This window comes from Marinomonas phaeophyticola (assembly GCF_026966905.1).
Lineage (GTDB): Bacteria > Pseudomonadota > Gammaproteobacteria > Pseudomonadales > Marinomonadaceae > Marinomonas > Marinomonas phaeophyticola.
On the sequence record NZ_JAPUBN010000010.1, the window covers coordinates 174,708 to 190,585 of the forward strand.

Sequence of the window (15,878 nt, forward strand, 5' to 3'; positions counted from 1 at the left end):
AGATGAATGGAAAATCTGCCGCAATAGGTAAAAATAAGTTTGCAATTGCCTGTCTAGTTTTGGGACTTACTTTAACCTTTGCTAGCGCTTTAAGTGTTTCAAAAAAAATAAGCAATACATACTCGATGCGGCTCATGAAGCGGCAGATAAACGAATGGAATCAACTTTAACTCGGATTCAACTGTATGAATACGGTTTAGCCGGAGCGCGAGGCTCTTTGATCGTTGTTGGTAAGGAAGCAATGACACGTAATGCTTTTAAAATGTACAGCCAAACTCGTAATGTTGATAAGGAGTTTCCTGGGGCAAGAGGGTTTGGTTATATAGAAAGAGTTCTACCTAAAGATGAATTACGTTTTGTAGATGAATCAAGAGTAGATGGGTGGCCAGACTTTACGGTAAGGGAATTAAACGACAATAGTGATGAGCGATTTGTTATTAAGTACATCGAGCCAGTCGTTCGAAATATGAGTGCGATAGGATTAGATATTGCTTCAGAAAAGCATCGAAAGGAAGCCGCATTGAGTGCGGCTATTTCAGGGAAAGTTCAAATAAGTGCACCTATTACGTTAGTCCAAGCAACGGGTAAGCCTCAGCAATCTTTTCTTATTCTAATGCCGCTTTATGAAGGGGGAGACTCCTGATTCTGTTGAAGAGCGAAAGGAAAAAAGTTATGGCTGGAGTTATGCGCCTTTGATAATGGAGGAAGTATTAGCGGACCAAACGATAAACCAAGAGTTTGAACACTTTTCACTTAGTGATGTAACGATCCCAAACTCCCCGCATGTTTTTTATGACAGTGATTTAAATGGTGGGGAACAAAATTTTGTATCTGTCATTAAGAAAAAAATGAAGTTTTTGGTCGTATTTGGGAGAGCGAATACGCAATAAAACCTGCTTTTGTTGATGCTATGCATTTAAGTTCTCCTAACGTGGTTGCGTTTGTTGGTTTGCTTTTAAGCTTTTTGATCTCCGCATTAGTTGGTGCAATGAATCAAACTCGGCAAAATCGTAATCTGGTGATTCAAGAGCAAGCCAAGTTAGCTTCAATTATTGAAAGCACATTGGATGCGGTGATCGGTCAATCATTGGAGGGTTCTGTTACGAGTTGGAATAGGGGGGCTCGTGAGCTGTTTGGCTATAAAAGGGATGAAGTTATTGGTAAAAAGCTAATGGATCTTATTGTTACTCCATTAGATAAAAAAGATGAGTTAGACAATATTGAAAAAATTTCTCAAGGTAACAGTATTACTCACTTTGACGCTGTTAGGCAAAGAAAGGATGGTACTTTAGTCGACGTGTCAATTGCGGTATCCCCCATTACAAATGAGAACGGAAAAGTGATTGGCTCCTCTGTTTCCTGTAGAGACATTACGGATCAGAAACAGAATGAACAGATGATTTTAGAAATCAATAACAATTTGGAGCAACAAGTTGAACAAAGAACATCAGAACTGGCGGCGGCAAGTAATCATTTATTAATGGCGGCGGAAGTGGCGGAACTGGGGATTTGGACGTGGGAAATCGCCTCTAATAAGATCACCTGGAATAATAAAATGTACGAAATTTATGGGTACGATGTTTGTGAACTTCCAGAGAATTTGAATTATGATCATTGGTATTCTCGGTTGCATCCAGAAGATTCTGTTGAAGCGGAAATCGCTTTGCAGGAAGCTGTTTCTGGTCATGGTGTATTCAATCCTGTTTTTCGGATTATTCAGCCTAATGGAGAGGTGCATCACATTCAAGCTGGAGCTTATATAGAAAGGTGCAAAGATGGGTCTGCTATAAAGGTAACAGGTATTAATCGTGATATTACCTCTCAGGTTGAATTGGAGGCGTGGCTGCGCCATGCAAAAAAACAATCTGATGACGCGAGTAAGGCAAAATCAAACTTCCTTGCAAATATGAGTCATGAAATAAGAACGCCAATGAATGCTGTCTTGGGGATGCTGAACCTTATACAGCGTACAGAACTGACTCGTAGACAAAAAGATTATGCTATTAAAGCCACTTCGGCTGCGAGTTCGTTACTGTCATTGTTAAACGACATATTAGACTATTCTAAAATTGATGCTGGTAAGTTGGAACTGGAAACACATTCGTTTGAGCTTGAATCTGTTATGCAAGAGCTCTCAACTATTTTATCTGGTAACCAATCGGATAAAGCCGTAGAGATTTTGTTCGATTTACCTATCGATATCCCCGCGACTCTGATCGGTGATCAGTTACGGTTACAACAAGTACTGATCAATTTGACTAGCAATGCTTTCAAATTCACAGAGGAGGGAAACATTGTCTTGAAAGTAGAGGAGCTACTTAGAACGAATACTAGTACCACTTTACAGTTTTCTGTTACCGATACTGGCATCGGTATTCATCCTGAGCAAATGGATAAAATATTCCATGGATTCAGTCAGGCCGAAGCATCAATTGCTAGAAAATTTGGCGGGTCGGGTCTTGGTTTGGTTATTAGTAAAACGCTGATTGAATTGATGGGAGGAGAATTAAAAGTAGAGAGTGAAATAGGTAAAGGAAGCACCTTTAGTTTTTCCATTACTTATCAGTGTGATAAATATTCAGTTTATGAAAAGCATAAAGAATACTTAGATCATCAACTGGACGTTCTGATTGTTGATGATAGTCAGGTTGCTCTCGATGTTCTGGCCAATATGGTTAGAAATCTAGGATGGCATGCGGATGTTGCAAATAATGGCGTACAAGCATTAGATTTAATTCGTAGCTTATCAGATGAAAAGCGTGCCTATGATGTGATTTTATTAGATTGGCAAATGCCTAACATGTCAGGAATTGATATGTTAGACGTCTTGATGAAAACAGAGGGTGAGGCATTCACGTCAAAAGTGATTCTTATTACTGCATTTGCACAAGGCGCCTTGTCAGAAATAAAAAATCTTAATAAATTGCCAATTGCTGATGTGATTAATAAACCATCAACACCTATTCAATTATTAAACTTAGTGCATTCTGTATTAAATGATCAAACATTGTCACCCGATTCTATCGTCATACCATTCAAGCAAGAGTCAAAATTAGATGGGATTAATGTGCTATTGGTTGAAGATAATGCTTTAAATCGTCAAGTAGCGACAGAGTTATTAGTAATGGAAGGGGCGAATGTAGATATTGCCGAGGGTGGTATTGAAGGGGTTGTAAAAGCCACTGCAGAAGGTTCGACTTATGATGTCGTGCTAATGGATATGCAGATGCCTGATATTGATGGGCTTGAAGCCACGAGAAGAATTCGAGAAAATTCTCGTTTAATAAACTTACCTATTTTAGCTATGACAGCTAACGTTTCTTCTGTTGATATCAAAGCTTGTTTAGATGCAGGTATGAATGATCATTTAGGTAAACCAATAGAAATTCAATTTGTTGTAGAAAGAATTTTATTTTGGACTCAAGAGAAAACCAACGAAATGGTTTATTCGTTTATTGCTGAGGACATTGATGATGACGATATAAAAACGGAATCATTACAAGCGTTGTTGCAACGATTCTCTGGTAACAAAGTATTATTTAAAAAAGTCATGGCTACTTTTGAGGAAGATGCAGGGTCTCTCTTTCAGCAACTTAGAGACGCAAATAACTCGAGTAATAAAGAGCAAATAAGTGCAGTGTTACATACTTTTAGAGGAGCCGCGAGCACGATAGGTGCTATAAGCGTAGTTGAAAAGCTCAAGTATTTAGAACTTACTATGATGAAGACGGGTGAAAAAGAGGTCTGTCCATTCGAGGACTCAGAGCTGGATGACTTAGAGGTGATGATTCAATTAAGTTTGTTTAAGCTTAATTCACTTTAATAAAGTGAATTAATAAACGCAGAATTTTTGAATTGAGCACGAAAAAAGCGGTGAAAAGATCTATTGGCAGATGCTCACCGCGCTAGATTTACTTTATACAGAAAGGCCAATAGGGCAAGATACCCCTGTTCCTGATAGACCGCAATAACCAGTAGGGTTTTTGTGAAGATACTGCTGATGGTATTCTTCTGCATAGTAGAAGGTGTCAAGAGGTTCTCTTTCTGTGGTGATCATAGACATACCGGCATCAATTAAGCGTTGTTGATAAGAGGCAACACTCTTTTCAACAATCTCGGTTTGATCTGGACTTGTTGTATAAATGACTGAGCGATACTGGCTACCAATGTCGTTTCCTTGTTTCATACCTTGTGTTGGGTCATGATTTTCCCAAAAAACTTGCAGCACTTCTTCTAGAGACGTAATCGTTTTGTCATAAATGACTTTAACGACTTCAGAATGACCAGTTTGACCAGTACAGGTTTCTTCATATGTCGGGTTTTCAGTATGTCCGCCAGCATACCCTACAGCGGTTACCTTAACGCCTTTAGTATTCCATAATTTACGCTCTGCACCCCAAAAACAGCCCATGCCTAACACTATCATGGCTTCACTCTTTTCTGGCTGACGAGTCATATCATCTTTTGTTATAATGTGAATACCTGTGATTTTTATTGCTTCTTTTCTTCCAACTATGGCTTCTTCTTTAGATGGTATAGCTGACTTTTTAAGTATTGCATTAATTGACATAAATAATCCTCTTAATGGAAATTTTTTAAACGTATCATACAGCAAGCTTTTTGCAAGATATTGTGAAAATGAACAAAAAAACTGTTAAGTCAGAAATCACCTACTATAATTAAAAAATATCTTTCGAGAATGGAATAACATGCATAATGTGATGTTAATTTGGGATGCACGTGGTGCAACGAGTTCGTTGAAGAGCTTTATACGTGCTTTTGATAAGAAAAGTGCTGACTTTCAGGTGCGTTTAAATATTACGCAAATTGATTGCGAGCACGACATTCGTGCTGGAAAAATTCGATATGGAATGAGGCCTTTGCTTGATCAAGTTCATAGAGTTAGTCCGGATATTATTATTGCATTTGGGGCCCATGCAAATGTATTAGTAAAACTGTTAAAACCTGCTCTAAAAGTCCCTGTAATTTGTAACTCGCTTCCGGATTACTTAGATTCTGTTGTTTGTACTTCCGCTGTGATTGACAAATATACTCAAAAATTTTCTGAGCACTTTAAATGGAAAGCCTCAGAAGAAACGTTACATTTTATTCCGACAATGTCTGAAAAAATAAAATTTTTTGGTAAAGTGGGCGTTATTTCTGATGATCCTAATGGCCCTGTTTTAGCCACCATTATTAAACAATATCATTCCAGTGTTCGTTCTTTAGAGAAAGCGTCTATTCTATTGCACGGCTATAATGAACTCGAAGATATAGACCTTTTAGTCTTTTCCAGTCGAATTTGTCATGATGGACGGCTTATTCATTGCGCTAACGCTTGTGGTATCCCTGTCGTATTTGTTTGTAATTCTCCGATTTCTCAGATAGTTAAGGAAAACTACAATGGTTGGCTCATAACCACAATAGAGGACTCAAGTTTAGTTCGTTGTCTTCAGCATTGGGGAAGGATGCCTAAGGATGCAAAACAAGTTTTATCCAGCTACGCTCAAGAGATGCAATCTAAGTCTAATGGCATTCATCACTTTTTTAAGATGATTGGTTTAAAAGAAGTCCCCCAACAACTATCTTCTAATAATATAGACATATTTCATAGAAGTGCTTGACTCTGATTATCCTATCTATATAATACGCACCTCGTTGAGACAGCAAGTAGCAAATGACCAGTTTGTATTTATTTGCCAACGAAAGATAATTAGTCGCGGGATGGAGCAGTCTGGTAGCTCGTCGGGCTCATAACCCGAAGGTCGTAGGTTCGAATCCTGCTCCCGCAACCAATTCATCAAATGAAATTATCACTAAAGTAAGCAGAATTAATTTGTCGCGGGATGGAGCAGTCTGGTAGCTCGTCGGGCTCATAACCCGAAGGTCGTAGGTTCGAATCCTGCTCCCGCAACCATTTATATTAATTTAGCCACATAATTTCTCTAGCACTAAAAGATAAAATCTAAACTATATCAATACTTTAGTATGGCGCGGGATGGAGCAGTCTGGTAGCTCGTCGGGCTCATAACCCGAAGGTCGTAGGTTCGAATCCTGCTCCCGCAACCAATACTAAATATTAATTCAGTTACATTTCTTATCTTTATATTTTGAATAATAAACTATATTAATCAATAGTTTAATCAGTCGCGGGATGGAGCAGTCTGGTAGCTCGTCGGGCTCATAACCCGAAGGTCGTAGGTTCGAATCCTGCTCCCGCAACCATTTCTTATTTCCTCTCTCTTTTAAGGAAAGTAGCTCAATCTGAGCTAGGATTCTTTTTTAATTCATTCAAAGATTGATGTTAAAAAACATATTACAAGATCTCCTTATTAATCTTAGTACTTAATTGAATGAACGTTTCTGACCTAATTACTCCTTCAATCTTACCGATATAATCCAGCTCCCTATCTAATGTCTCAGTCGAGTCTACTCGTAGAGTTACTTGCAGGTCAAATGTTCCCGATAGCGTTACGACTTTCTGAATATATTGTGATTTTTTTAGACTAGAAAATACTATTGTGGCTTTTTCTTGGCTCATTTTTATTAGCACGGTAGCCGTTAACCACCCACTATATTCAGTAGAGCTTAGCTTTAATGTATAACGTTCAATTACCTTTCTTCTTTCTAGTCGCTCAAGTCGATTATTTACAGTCGTTCGAGCTACATTCATTTTTTTAGCTAACTCTGAAACAGGGGTTCGTGAATTTTCTGATAACAAATTTATAAGTTCTTGATCAATAGAATCGAGAGTTTTCATCAAAATGACCTTTTATGGTTTTTTTGTATATATGTTAAATCAATATTGGATAGCTTATCTGCTCTATATGACAAGTCTAATTGCTATCATCTTAAGACGCTAACTAAATAAAAGGAAACAATGTATGAGTTCTAGCTCTACAAAAATATATTTGTTAGGTCTTCCTCAAGATAATAATTCTAGTTATCTAAGTGGCCCAGCAATGGCTCCTGCTCGAATTAGAGAAGCCTTCCATTCTTCATCGGCAAATATGTTTACAGAGACAGGTGTTGATTTAAATGATAGTGATATATGGTGTGATGCCGGTGATGTAGAGTTAAATGGTTTAAAAGGCTCTATAGCTTATGACACAATTAAGCAAAGCGTTAAGGACATCATTGATGATAGTCAAAATAAAGTATTAAGTTTAGGGGGAGATCATTCTGTAGCGTTTCCTGCTATAGCAGCACATCTTGAAAAGTATCCGAATTTAAGTATTTTACACTTCGATGCCCATCCAGATTTATATGACAATATGCAAGATAATCTGTTTAGTCATGCTTCCCCTTTTGCTCGTTTGATGGAAACAGGAAAAGTAAACCGCTTAGTACAAGTGGGTATAAGAACTCTAACGAAGCATCAAAGAGAGCAGGCGGCACGTTTTAATGTAGAAATTCATGAAATGCGAGACTTAAATGGTGTTGGAAATCTTTGTTTTGATGGCCCTGTTTACCTCTCTTTTGATTTGGATGCTTTAGACCCTGCGTTTGCCCCTGGTGTTTCTCATTATGAACCCGGTGGCTTAAGTGTTCGAGACGCTTTAAACATCATCCATAACTTTAAAGGCACGCTTGTTGGAGCAGATTTAGTTGAACTAAACCCATTACGTGATCCTTCAGATATAACTGCTATGGTGGCGGCTAAAATCAGCAAAGAGTTAATTGGGCGACTCCTAATGGATAACGCATAAATATACTTAGCTTAATAGTTAGGCTGAATATATCTGTCACTAACTTAACAATAATACCTTTGGTGATTATCAAAGGTATTAAGTGCGTATTAAATAATGCTGTTGTAGATATCGGTTAAAGTGAGTTTCCAAATTTACTTACTGCCTCAACGACTTCACTCGATCCGACTTTGATTTCAGACATCACTTTTCCAGATTCAGTAGAGAGCTCTAAGCCTTCATTAGTAATAACCATGCCCGCTTGAATTAAGTTCACAGCATTCTGAGTAAGCGATTTATTTTCTGTTACAACAGCAATTATTTCTTCTGTAGAGGAGGTTGTGCGTGATGCTAAGTTTCTTACTTCATCCGCCACTACAGCAAACCCACGCCCTTGCTCTCCGGCACGTGCGGCTTCAATGGCTGCATTCAAGGCGAGTAAGTTCGTCTGATCGGCAATGCCACTTATGTTTGAAACTAGGTCGCTAATTTTGTCAGACTGCTCGTTTAGGCGTGCTATGCCATCGCTAGCGGCTTCCATTTGTTCAGTAAGTTCTTTCATTTTCGTAATGGTTTTATCGATTACGGAGCTTCCAGCAATGGCATTTTGGACCGTGTTTTTAGAAATGTCATTGGCTATCTGAGATGCTTCATTGATAGCAATTTCACGATTCACTAAATCGGTGATCACTGTGGCAAACTTAATTACTTTATACAGACGTCCATTCTGGTCATGTATTGGGTTATAAGATGCCTCTAACCAGACGCTATTACCTGAAGCGCTTATTCTTTCAAACCTAGAAGAAACGAATTTTCCAGATTGAAGGTCCTTCCAAAATGATTGATATTCTGGAGATTTGGCTTCTTCTTGAGTGCAGAACATTCTATGGTGTTTTCCAACGATATCCTTTAGAGGATATCCCATAGATCTGATGAAGTTATCATTCGCCGTAATGATTGTCCCATCAAGGTTGAACTCTATTGTGGCTGTAGATCGGTTTAGGGCAGTAACTAGATCTTTCATTTCGTACGACTGAGATATCGTCTTTGTAAGCTCAGCTGAATACACTTTAAACTGAAATTCGCTTGAATTAGGTTTTGCAATTGGCTGCACAATGGACCTAAGCCAAATTCTATTTCCATTCTTAGAATCGATCTTAAGCGCACCATGCCAGTGTTTTTTTCTTGAAACAGCACCAGTTACGCCCTCAACATTTTTCTTATTGTCTTTTGATGCTGGTAACATGTCTGATAATGATAGGCCTTTAAGTTCTTCAAGAGTGTATTCTGTCGATTTTAAGAAGAGACTATTAGCATTTGTTATTGCCCCGTTCTGATCTAATGAAAAATAGAGCATATTTGATTGCAAATTTTCTTCTACTGATTGAGACTCAGCCAATCTTTGCTCTAGCTCAATAATACGAGCCTGTAATTTTTTTTTGCCAAAAAACATGTGTTAACCTTATATGGAAGCTAGAAAAATGGGTTGTTCGATACTTTAATCTAATTGGTTGTATTAGAAAATGAAAATTACAGTGAATGTTTAAGTGTTTTATGGGGATATACTTTCATTACGGAACAATACTTTAGAATGCTTACTTCAAATTAGCTCTTTAGGGCGCAGTACTTCATTAGGACGTCGCTCGACCGATACAATTAACATGTGACTTAGGTTAATTTGAAATAGTGTGGTTTTGCATTAAATAGATAGGTTGAGAAGTAGAAGATCAATAAAACATCAATAAAATGATGGACGTTTTATATTATCTTTGTATTGCCTGCCTCTGTCTCGTATCATCTTAAATAATAAATACAGACTTCCCATTTTATTCCATACGACCTAGACTAAATTCAATTGCCAAAGAGGATTACAGGTGTGAAAAAAGTTGCCGATTTAATGATAAAAAACGTGACAACGCTAAAAGAAGATGATTCTTTAGCTGCAGCGAAAGCATTAATGCATGAAAAAAATATTAGAAATATCCCTATCGTCAACGATAATGGGGAATGCGTGGGAATGCTGACACAAAGGGAATATTTGCGTCACGCATTTTATCTAGTGAGCCAATTTGGCACACAGAATATCAGCATAAAAGAAGAGCAAACGCCTATTTCTAAAGCAATGAACAAAGATATACTCACCATCGCACCCAGCATAGATTTAAGTACAGCGGCTGAATTTTTTATCGAAAATAAATACGGTTGTCTGCCCGTTGTTGAGAACGACAAACTTATAGGTATACTCACACCAGTAGATTTTGTAAAGTTTGCTCACAAAATGCTAATTGAAACAGATTAAGTACCAAATAAAACCTATCACTGGAATAAGAGGCTGGCGACAGAGCCTCTTATTCTATTTTAATTTTTAATAATCCAACGCCATTTTTGCCATTTTCATTGTATTTTCAAACGAGGCACAGCCTGCGATAAATAAACCGTTATGACAGAACATGGCATCCTCTAAACCGGTTACGTCTTGTAATTCTTTTGCAGACAGTCCTGCCCAAGATTCGGGAAGTTTTTTACGGTCTTCAAACGAGCCTAATTCGACTGGCACGGTTTGTATGCGCCACTCTCCTGTTTGGGATGGATAAATCATAAACAAGGCGTCTTGCGAGAACTTAAGCACCGTGGTCTTCCATGGCGTGTATTGTTCTAACACAATTACTCTTGGATCTGCCGCTTTTTCGATGGCCGTGGCGACGATGGTTTTTGCGTTTACGCCACCACTTGCTGCCGCAATGAATCGAGTTAATATGCGTGATGCGAAGATCACGGCTTCATCAAAACAGGCGTTTAGATCGTCTTTTTCTTGCCATGTAGGATTAAACATTGAGATGGTTTGACTCAGGCTAATTCCTGTTGCCACACCTTCTACATGTCCACAATCTATTGCGTCGATGGCGGAGACTAAATTTTTATCCAATGAGTGGGCGACTTCTTGGTTGCCTGCGCATATTTCTAGACCGTATTTTTTCCACATGAGCCCAAAAGATGAAAATGGGATGCCGTTCTCACGTGCGCCTGCTCCTCCTTTTTGGTGATGATCAAAGCGGTTTTTTTCGGCGTCGTATATTCCACCGACATCTAGCACAATATCGGCTTTGGCTATGACGTCTAAGTCACGTGTGCGTATTAATTCTACAGAGGGAAAAATATGTTTAAGTGCGGCGACAGCAAAGACGTCATCTGCATGAAAGTTGCCATTGTGCGTTGCGATTACTTGAACTTGTTTGGTCATTCTAAAGTCTCTTTTATGAATATCATTTCACTTAACAGCACTCAGGTACTAAAAAACAGAATTTTACGGGGTTTTAATCTTGGGTGACACCGTTCATTTGAGAAAATCTAAGATAGGTCTCGTTAAGAGGGATATTTTTGGCTAATGGTATTGAAGTACGGGACAGTGACTTAATGAGTAGTCCTTCATCCTATTTAGTTTCATTTTATCCGCTAATTAAGGTGTTATTGCTATTTAGATTATCTCTATATCGGAATAGACTGAGCACATAACAAGCATGTTAATTATAAGCCGCTAACGTTTAGCATTGAAAGCGCCTCATCTTTTGATAGATAGCGTTCCATGATTGTTTGTAGACGGCCATTTAATCGAAGCGTCTCAATAACTCGTAACCAATTTGCTGTTTGTGCACTTGAAAATCTATGTTTAGCTAACATTAATGAAACGGTAGTCGGAGTCCCAGGAGAGATGTCTGCTATCCTTAAAGGTAACGGCTCTTCTCCTTTTGCAAAGAATAGGCGGTATACTAGCGGTACGCTCAATGTGGCATCGACTTCTCCATTTAATAGTGCGACGACGGTTTTTCCGTAATCAGGATAGCCTCGTACCATCCCCAATGATTCCATTTCTGATAGGTGGTAATTGAAATAGGTTCCATACCCACTTCCTGTTGCTCGAGCAATACTGACCCCTTCGAGTTTTTTGAATTGTTCTAAACTTGATATAACAGGCAGTCTATTTTCATTGGTCAATAATAAAATTCTGACCTCATAGTAAGGGATAAACCAAGCAAATGATTCTCGATGCGGCTCTCGAGTTGTGCTAGGAACTAAGTCTATTTTTCCTTGCTCCACTAAATGGAAAGCATTTTCTCGTGAGATGAGCTTTAGATGGAACTCACAGAGAGTAATTTCTCCTAACAGTTGAATCAGATCAGCGTCTATACCTTTCCCGTCATGATACATGACACCTGAATCCGTGACCCCAACAGTAATTATTTTGCCATTGCATCCAAATTGATCTGAATTAGTAGCGGAAGCGTCCGTAATGCATACCAAGAATAATACACAGGTTAGAAGGAGTGACCGCATAGAAAAGCCCTTACAGCTATCAGCTAGAAAGAATAATAATCCAGATTTTGTAAAAAATAGTCAAATAATATTGGTTTTTTGTGCATACTAAGATAAGAAATAGAAATGCAGTCAATCAGAAAAAATTCACTATTTAGGTAATTAAAATAAAAGGACTTTTTGTTCCCATGTCAAACCGTAAGCCGACAAAGTTGCTTGTTTCTATTCAGACGTTACTTATTGCCGCCAGTGTTACTCTAGCTCTGGCTATTGGAGGTACGATACTTTCTCTTGGGTATAAGGGCGTGAATGATGCTCTGACAGCCGCACTGGAAGAGCAATTTGAGACGATTGGCATGATGGTTCGTGAGCGAGCTCGAAGATTAATTGACCCCGTCCAATCGCAACTGGGTATCCTAGTTCATGATCAAATTACGATTGCGTCGGATTTAAGTACTCGTTTATCTAGGTTACCTGTATTAGCAGACGCACTTAAAAGCAACCCTACCATTAGAAACATTTATGTTGGCTATACAAATGGAGAGTTCTTTCTTATCAGGAAAATAGATAATGACGAGCTTCGGTCGTTATTTCAACTGAAACATAGCACGACGTACCTTGTTCAAACGATTACTCTAGGTGTGGATAGTAAGAGGATAGGAGAATACAGGCTGTATGATTCAAATCTTCGATTACAAGAGGTTCAGTTAAAATCAGACTATGCTTTTGATCCTCGTGAGCGGTCTTGGTTTCAGGCTAGCGAGAGTAGTCTAGAGTCGACTATGAGCCCACCGTACGCATTTTTTACTACTGGAGAAATTGGCGTTACGATTTCACAACGTTCAGTGAGTGCTTCCTCCATTGTAGGCTTTGATACCACGGTAGGTCAGTTAACATCCGAAGTACAAAACTTTAGATTGACACCAGATTCTGAAATTGCGATTACAGAAGGCGATGGTACTTTGATCGCGTATCCAGATCTTTCTCAAGTCGTTAAGCAGGCTCAAACCGGAAAAGTAGTTCGCCAGAATATTTCGAACTTAGAGTCGCCTATTTTAAATAAAGTAGCTCAGGAAATAGGGCTTTCTGGACCCTACAAACACGGTGTGGTTGAGTTGATGGGGAGGGAGTGGATTGTTTCCAGCAGGCCTTTAGATTTTGGGATGGAAACAGACGTTCGTTTATTGCTTGCGGTACCCGCGGATAATTTGTTTGCTACCACGAGAAAGGTCATTCGAGATCAAAGCATTGTAATTATCGTTATTCTGCTTCTCTCTATCCCATTTGGCATTCTAATCATTCGCCAAATTACTAAGCCTTTGAGTCAGTTATCTAGTGAGGTTCAGAAGTTTGCCTCCTTTGACTTTACTAATCCTATCGCCGTGCGCTCTAGGGTTAAGGAAGCATCTGAATTAGCCTATGCGATTGAACGATTGCGGGTTACGGTATCTCGTTTCCTAGAAATCAATCGTACTATTGCGGCCGAGGAAGATTTTAATACTCTTCTAGTAAAGATATTGGATGAAATAATCGCTACTACAGAGACTCAAGCAGGCGTCCTTTATTTGACGGATAATGATGAGACCATGTTGGTTCCATTTGCTTCTCGTATCGCCAAGGGAAAATCACTTGAGGTAAAAATACCCACAGTACCACTTTCTTTAAGAGATTCATTGCTTGTGCGAGCAACCACAAAAAAAGTGGCAGAGAACATGGAAGTGTCACGTGAAGAGCTTGACAATATGGGGTTAGGGGAGTTACGGGACGCTTTGGAGGTCTCGCCATCGCATTTGCTGGCAACCCCCTTATTTAATAGAACGAATGAGCTTATTGGTGTCATATTGCTTTTTGAAAGGGTCAATATAGACCCTGCTTTAGTGCGTTTTACTGAAGCTCTTTCGGGGTCGGCCGCTGTATCAGTTGAAGCTCGACGTTTAATTGCGGCTCAACGTGAGCTATTTGAAAGTTTTATTCAACTTATCGCTGGTGCTGTTGATGCAAAAAGCCCTTATACTGGGGGCATTGCGCTCGAGTCCCCGAATTAACCAAGATGATTGCAAAAGCGGCTAATGAAGCTGACGATGGGCCGTTCAAAGACTTTCGCTTATCTCGCGATAACTGGGAGGCGATTCATGTTGCCTCTTGGTTACATGACTGTGGGAAGGTAACAACCCCAGAATTTATCGTCGATAAGGCAACGAAGTTAGAAACCATCTACGACAGAATCCATGAGATTCGTATGCGGGTGGAAGTGATAAAACGCGAAGAAGAAATTCGTTTTTTACGTCAAGCGCTCAATATAGCTGCTATTCCGCTTAATGAAGAGTCATTAAATGTAGCGCTTTCTCAACTCGATGATGATTTTGAATTTATTGCTAATCTGAACCAAGGGGGGTATATTTAGATGAAAGTAAGCAGGGTCGTATGAATGATATTGCTAAAAAAACATGGACTCGAACCCTAGATGACCGTGTTGGAATTTCTCATGAAGAATTAGAAAGAAAAAGTAAAGTGCCTGCTTCTGCATTACCTGTTGAAGAGCCTTTGCTGGCAGACAGAATTGAACATATTTTTGAGAGACCAGAATCTCAGAAGTTACCAGAAGGGAATCAATGGGGGTTCAAGATGGAGGTTCCTGAGCTCCTCTATAATCGTGGAGAAATACATAACCTTTCAATACAGCGAGGAACGTTGACCCCTGAAGATCGCTATAAAATAAATGAGCATATCGTTCAGACCATAAAAATGTTAGAGAATCTGCCCTTTCCCAAACATTTGAGAACCGTCCCTGAGCTTGCTGGTGGGCATCATGAAAAAATGGATGGTACAGGATACCCTAAACGTTTGACTCGAGATGAGATGTCTCCAGTTGCTCGAATGATGGCAGTGGCCGATATTTTTGAGGCATTAACGGCCGTAGATAGACCTTATAAAAAAGGGAAAATGCTTTCTGAAGCAATTAAAATCATGTCCTTTATGGTAAAAGATCAGCATATTGATCCAGAAATATTTCGATTGTTTTTAGAGTCTAAGACTTATTTGATTTATGCTAAAGCATATATGAACTCTGATCAGATTGATGATGTACAAATTTCTGACTATCTTACATAACGGTAAGTTTTACTCTTTGCAGGGTGACAAGAAGGACTTTTCATCCTCTTTCATATTTAAGTTTAGAATGGTTACGTGCTTGCCTTCGATATATATACATTCTTTTTTGTGTAATTTAGTCATCGCACGACTTACTGTTTCAACCGTCAACCCAAGGTAGTTTCCAATTTCGTTTCGGGACATCGGCATTTTAAAAGGGTGTCCTATACCATTTTGCCTTTCGTACCGAGAGGCGACATTTAATAAAAATGAGGCAATGCGTCTTTCCGATTGCACTTTTCCTACCTGGCTAATGACGTGTTGATTTTCATGTATCTGATGGCTCATGATTTTAAATAGATTATTTTTTAAGTTTGGTGTTTTTCTGTCCAATTCTTCTAGCTGGTTAAAGGCGATTTTATAAAAAGAGGTTGTTTCGAGTGCTTTTGCAAAGTCTGGGTAAGTGTCAGAATCAATCGAATTTAAGCCAACAAGATCGTTTGGATAGTAAAAGGAGGTGATTTGTTCCTCTCCAGATTGGCTTATCGTGTAGGTTTTAACGGTTCCAGAAAGGATGATATAAATGTACTGAAACGCTTCCCCTTGACGAAAAATCATCTCCCCTTTTTTTATTGTCTGTTTTACTTCTATTATCTTTTCTAGATAAGTACTCTCGTTACCACCTGAATGGCTGTTTGGGCATAGTATGCTTGGATAATCGTCATGGTGGGTATTATGTGATGAATCAGATATTGCTATTTTGTTCGTCATGTAATTTCTATCGATCCT

General features: G+C 38.9%; 15 protein-coding genes and 4 tRNA genes. 13 read left to right on the forward strand and 6 right to left on the reverse strand.

Going from position 1 to position 15,878, the window contains the following annotated elements:
* Nucleotides 1-154 precede the first annotated feature (154 nt).
* The 3 genes from O1D97_RS03465 to O1D97_RS03475 are packed head-to-tail and all read left to right on the forward strand — an operon-like array spanning nt 155 to nt 3,823.
* Nucleotides 155-643 (forward strand): CHASE domain-containing protein, encoded by a 489-nt coding sequence (locus tag O1D97_RS03465; RefSeq protein ID WP_269122834.1) that lies wholly within the window; start codon nt 155-157, stop codon nt 641-643.
* Nucleotides 624-890, forward strand: coding sequence for a hypothetical protein (locus O1D97_RS03470; protein WP_269122836.1), 267 nt, complete (start codon nt 624-626; stop codon nt 888-890). Before O1D97_RS03465 ends, O1D97_RS03470 begins: the two co-directional genes overlap by 20 nt.
* Nucleotides 891-910: 20 nt before the next feature.
* Nucleotides 911-3,823 carry a hybrid sensor histidine kinase/response regulator gene (locus tag O1D97_RS03475; RefSeq protein WP_269122838.1) on the forward strand — a complete coding sequence of 971 codons (2,913 nt, stop codon included), beginning with the start codon at nt 911-913 and terminating at the stop codon, nt 3,821-3,823.
* 93 nt (nt 3,824-3,916) lie between these two features.
* On the opposite strand, the gene msrA is transcribed toward O1D97_RS03475, so the two are convergent.
* Nucleotides 3,917-4,570 (reverse strand): peptide-methionine (S)-S-oxide reductase MsrA, encoded by a 654-nt coding sequence (gene msrA, locus O1D97_RS03480; RefSeq protein WP_269122840.1) that lies wholly within the window; start codon nt 4,568-4,570, stop codon nt 3,917-3,919.
* A 139-nt stretch (nt 4,571-4,709) separates the two neighbouring features.
* On the opposite strand from msrA, the gene O1D97_RS03485 reads away from it, so the two are divergent.
* From O1D97_RS03485 to O1D97_RS03505, 5 genes are all read left to right on the forward strand, one after another.
* On the forward strand, nt 4,710-5,624 hold the full coding sequence (locus O1D97_RS03485; RefSeq protein ID WP_269122842.1) for a glycosyltransferase family protein: 915 nt from the start codon (nt 4,710-4,712) through the stop codon (nt 5,622-5,624).
* Nucleotides 5,625-5,718: 94 nt separating this feature from the next.
* Nucleotides 5,719-5,795, forward strand: a tRNA-Met gene (locus tag O1D97_RS03490).
* 45 nt (nt 5,796-5,840) lie between these two features.
* Nucleotides 5,841-5,917 (forward strand) — tRNA-Met (locus O1D97_RS03495).
* Nucleotides 5,918-5,992: 75 nt separating this feature from the next.
* Nucleotides 5,993-6,069 (forward strand) — tRNA-Met (locus tag O1D97_RS03500).
* Between the two features lie 79 nt (nt 6,070-6,148).
* Nucleotides 6,149-6,225, forward strand: a tRNA-Met gene (locus O1D97_RS03505).
* A gap of 91 nt (nt 6,226-6,316) precedes the next feature.
* Here the strand turns inward: O1D97_RS03505 and O1D97_RS03510 are convergent.
* Entirely contained in the window at nt 6,317-6,760 is a 444-nt protein-coding gene (locus O1D97_RS03510) for an Lrp/AsnC family transcriptional regulator (protein ID WP_269122844.1), read from the reverse strand.
* 124 nt (nt 6,761-6,884) lie between these two features.
* On the opposite strand from O1D97_RS03510, the gene speB reads away from it, so the two are divergent.
* The gene (gene speB, locus O1D97_RS03515) at nt 6,885-7,709 is read left to right on the forward strand and encodes an agmatinase (RefSeq protein WP_269122845.1); all 825 of its coding nucleotides are present in this window, start codon (nt 6,885-6,887) and stop codon (nt 7,707-7,709) included.
* A 115-nt stretch (nt 7,710-7,824) separates the two neighbouring features.
* On the opposite strand, the gene O1D97_RS19995 is transcribed toward speB, so the two are convergent.
* The gene (locus O1D97_RS19995) at nt 7,825-9,141 is read right to left on the reverse strand and encodes a methyl-accepting chemotaxis protein (RefSeq protein ID WP_330221432.1); all 1,317 of its coding nucleotides are present in this window, start codon (nt 9,139-9,141) and stop codon (nt 7,825-7,827) included.
* A 423-nt stretch (nt 9,142-9,564) separates the two neighbouring features.
* On the opposite strand from O1D97_RS19995, the gene O1D97_RS03530 reads away from it, so the two are divergent.
* Nucleotides 9,565-9,987, forward strand: a complete 423-nt coding sequence (locus tag O1D97_RS03530) for a CBS domain-containing protein (protein WP_269122847.1) — start codon at nt 9,565-9,567, stop codon at nt 9,985-9,987.
* A gap of 66 nt (nt 9,988-10,053) precedes the next feature.
* On the opposite strand, the gene O1D97_RS03535 is transcribed toward O1D97_RS03530, so the two are convergent.
* Nucleotides 10,054-10,929 carry an MYG1 family protein gene (locus O1D97_RS03535; RefSeq protein ID WP_269122849.1) on the reverse strand — a complete coding sequence of 292 codons (876 nt, stop codon included), beginning with the start codon at nt 10,927-10,929 and terminating at the stop codon, nt 10,054-10,056.
* Between the two features lie 284 nt (nt 10,930-11,213).
* Nucleotides 11,214-12,020: a substrate-binding periplasmic protein gene (locus O1D97_RS03540; RefSeq protein WP_269122850.1), complete on the reverse strand. Its 807-nt coding sequence runs from the start codon at nt 12,018-12,020 to the stop codon at nt 11,214-11,216.
* 167 nt (nt 12,021-12,187) lie between these two features.
* Here O1D97_RS03540 and O1D97_RS03545 point away from each other — a divergent pair, with 167 nt between their 5' ends.
* From O1D97_RS03545 to O1D97_RS03555, 3 genes are read left to right on the forward strand one after another with little or no spacing between them, the layout of a single operon-like run.
* Nucleotides 12,188-14,044 (forward strand): hypothetical protein, encoded by a 1,857-nt coding sequence (locus O1D97_RS03545; RefSeq protein WP_269122852.1) that lies wholly within the window; start codon nt 12,188-12,190, stop codon nt 14,042-14,044.
* 5 nt (nt 14,045-14,049) lie between these two features.
* Nucleotides 14,050-14,403 carry a hypothetical protein gene (locus O1D97_RS03550; protein ID WP_269122854.1) on the forward strand — a complete coding sequence of 118 codons (354 nt, stop codon included), beginning with the start codon at nt 14,050-14,052 and terminating at the stop codon, nt 14,401-14,403.
* A gap of 20 nt (nt 14,404-14,423) precedes the next feature.
* The gene (locus tag O1D97_RS03555; RefSeq protein ID WP_269122856.1) at nt 14,424-15,110 is read left to right on the forward strand and encodes an HD-GYP domain-containing protein; all 687 of its coding nucleotides are present in this window, start codon (nt 14,424-14,426) and stop codon (nt 15,108-15,110) included.
* A gap of 9 nt (nt 15,111-15,119) precedes the next feature.
* Here O1D97_RS03555 and O1D97_RS03560 read toward each other — a convergent pair whose 3' ends face one another.
* Nucleotides 15,120-15,860 (reverse strand): cyclic nucleotide-binding domain-containing protein, encoded by a 741-nt coding sequence (locus O1D97_RS03560; protein WP_269122857.1) that lies wholly within the window; start codon nt 15,858-15,860, stop codon nt 15,120-15,122.
* Between the last annotated feature and the right edge of the window lie 18 nt (nt 15,861-15,878).

Coding starts and splice junctions, on each gene's coding strand:
- O1D97_RS03465 (WP_269122834.1), top strand. CDS start 155: ATGGAATCAACTTTAACTCGGATTCAACTGTATGAATACGGTTTAGCC.
- O1D97_RS03550 (WP_269122854.1), top strand. CDS start 14,050: ATGATTGCAAAAGCGGCTAATGAAGCTGACGATGGGCCGTTCAAAGAC.
- O1D97_RS03545 (WP_269122852.1), top strand. CDS start 12,188: ATGTCAAACCGTAAGCCGACAAAGTTGCTTGTTTCTATTCAGACGTTA.
- msrA (WP_269122840.1), bottom strand. CDS start 4,570: ATGTCAATTAATGCAATACTTAAAAAGTCAGCTATACCATCTAAAGAA.
- O1D97_RS03535 (WP_269122849.1), bottom strand. CDS start 10,929: ATGACCAAACAAGTTCAAGTAATCGCAACGCACAATGGCAACTTTCAT.
- O1D97_RS03540 (WP_269122850.1), bottom strand. CDS start 12,020: ATGCGGTCACTCCTTCTAACCTGTGTATTATTCTTGGTATGCATTACG.
- O1D97_RS03510 (WP_269122844.1), bottom strand. CDS start 6,760: ATGAAAACTCTCGATTCTATTGATCAAGAACTTATAAATTTGTTATCA.
- O1D97_RS03470 (WP_269122836.1), top strand. CDS start 624: ATGAAGGGGGAGACTCCTGATTCTGTTGAAGAGCGAAAGGAAAAAAGT.
- O1D97_RS03560 (WP_269122857.1), bottom strand. CDS start 15,860: ATGACGAACAAAATAGCAATATCTGATTCATCACATAATACCCACCAT.
- O1D97_RS03475 (WP_269122838.1), top strand. CDS start 911: ATGCATTTAAGTTCTCCTAACGTGGTTGCGTTTGTTGGTTTGCTTTTA.
- O1D97_RS03555 (WP_269122856.1), top strand. CDS start 14,424: ATGAATGATATTGCTAAAAAAACATGGACTCGAACCCTAGATGACCGT.
- O1D97_RS03485 (WP_269122842.1), top strand. CDS start 4,710: ATGCATAATGTGATGTTAATTTGGGATGCACGTGGTGCAACGAGTTCG.
- O1D97_RS19995 (WP_330221432.1), bottom strand. CDS start 9,141: ATGTTTTTTGGCAAAAAAAAATTACAGGCTCGTATTATTGAGCTAGAG.
- speB (WP_269122845.1), top strand. CDS start 6,885: ATGAGTTCTAGCTCTACAAAAATATATTTGTTAGGTCTTCCTCAAGAT.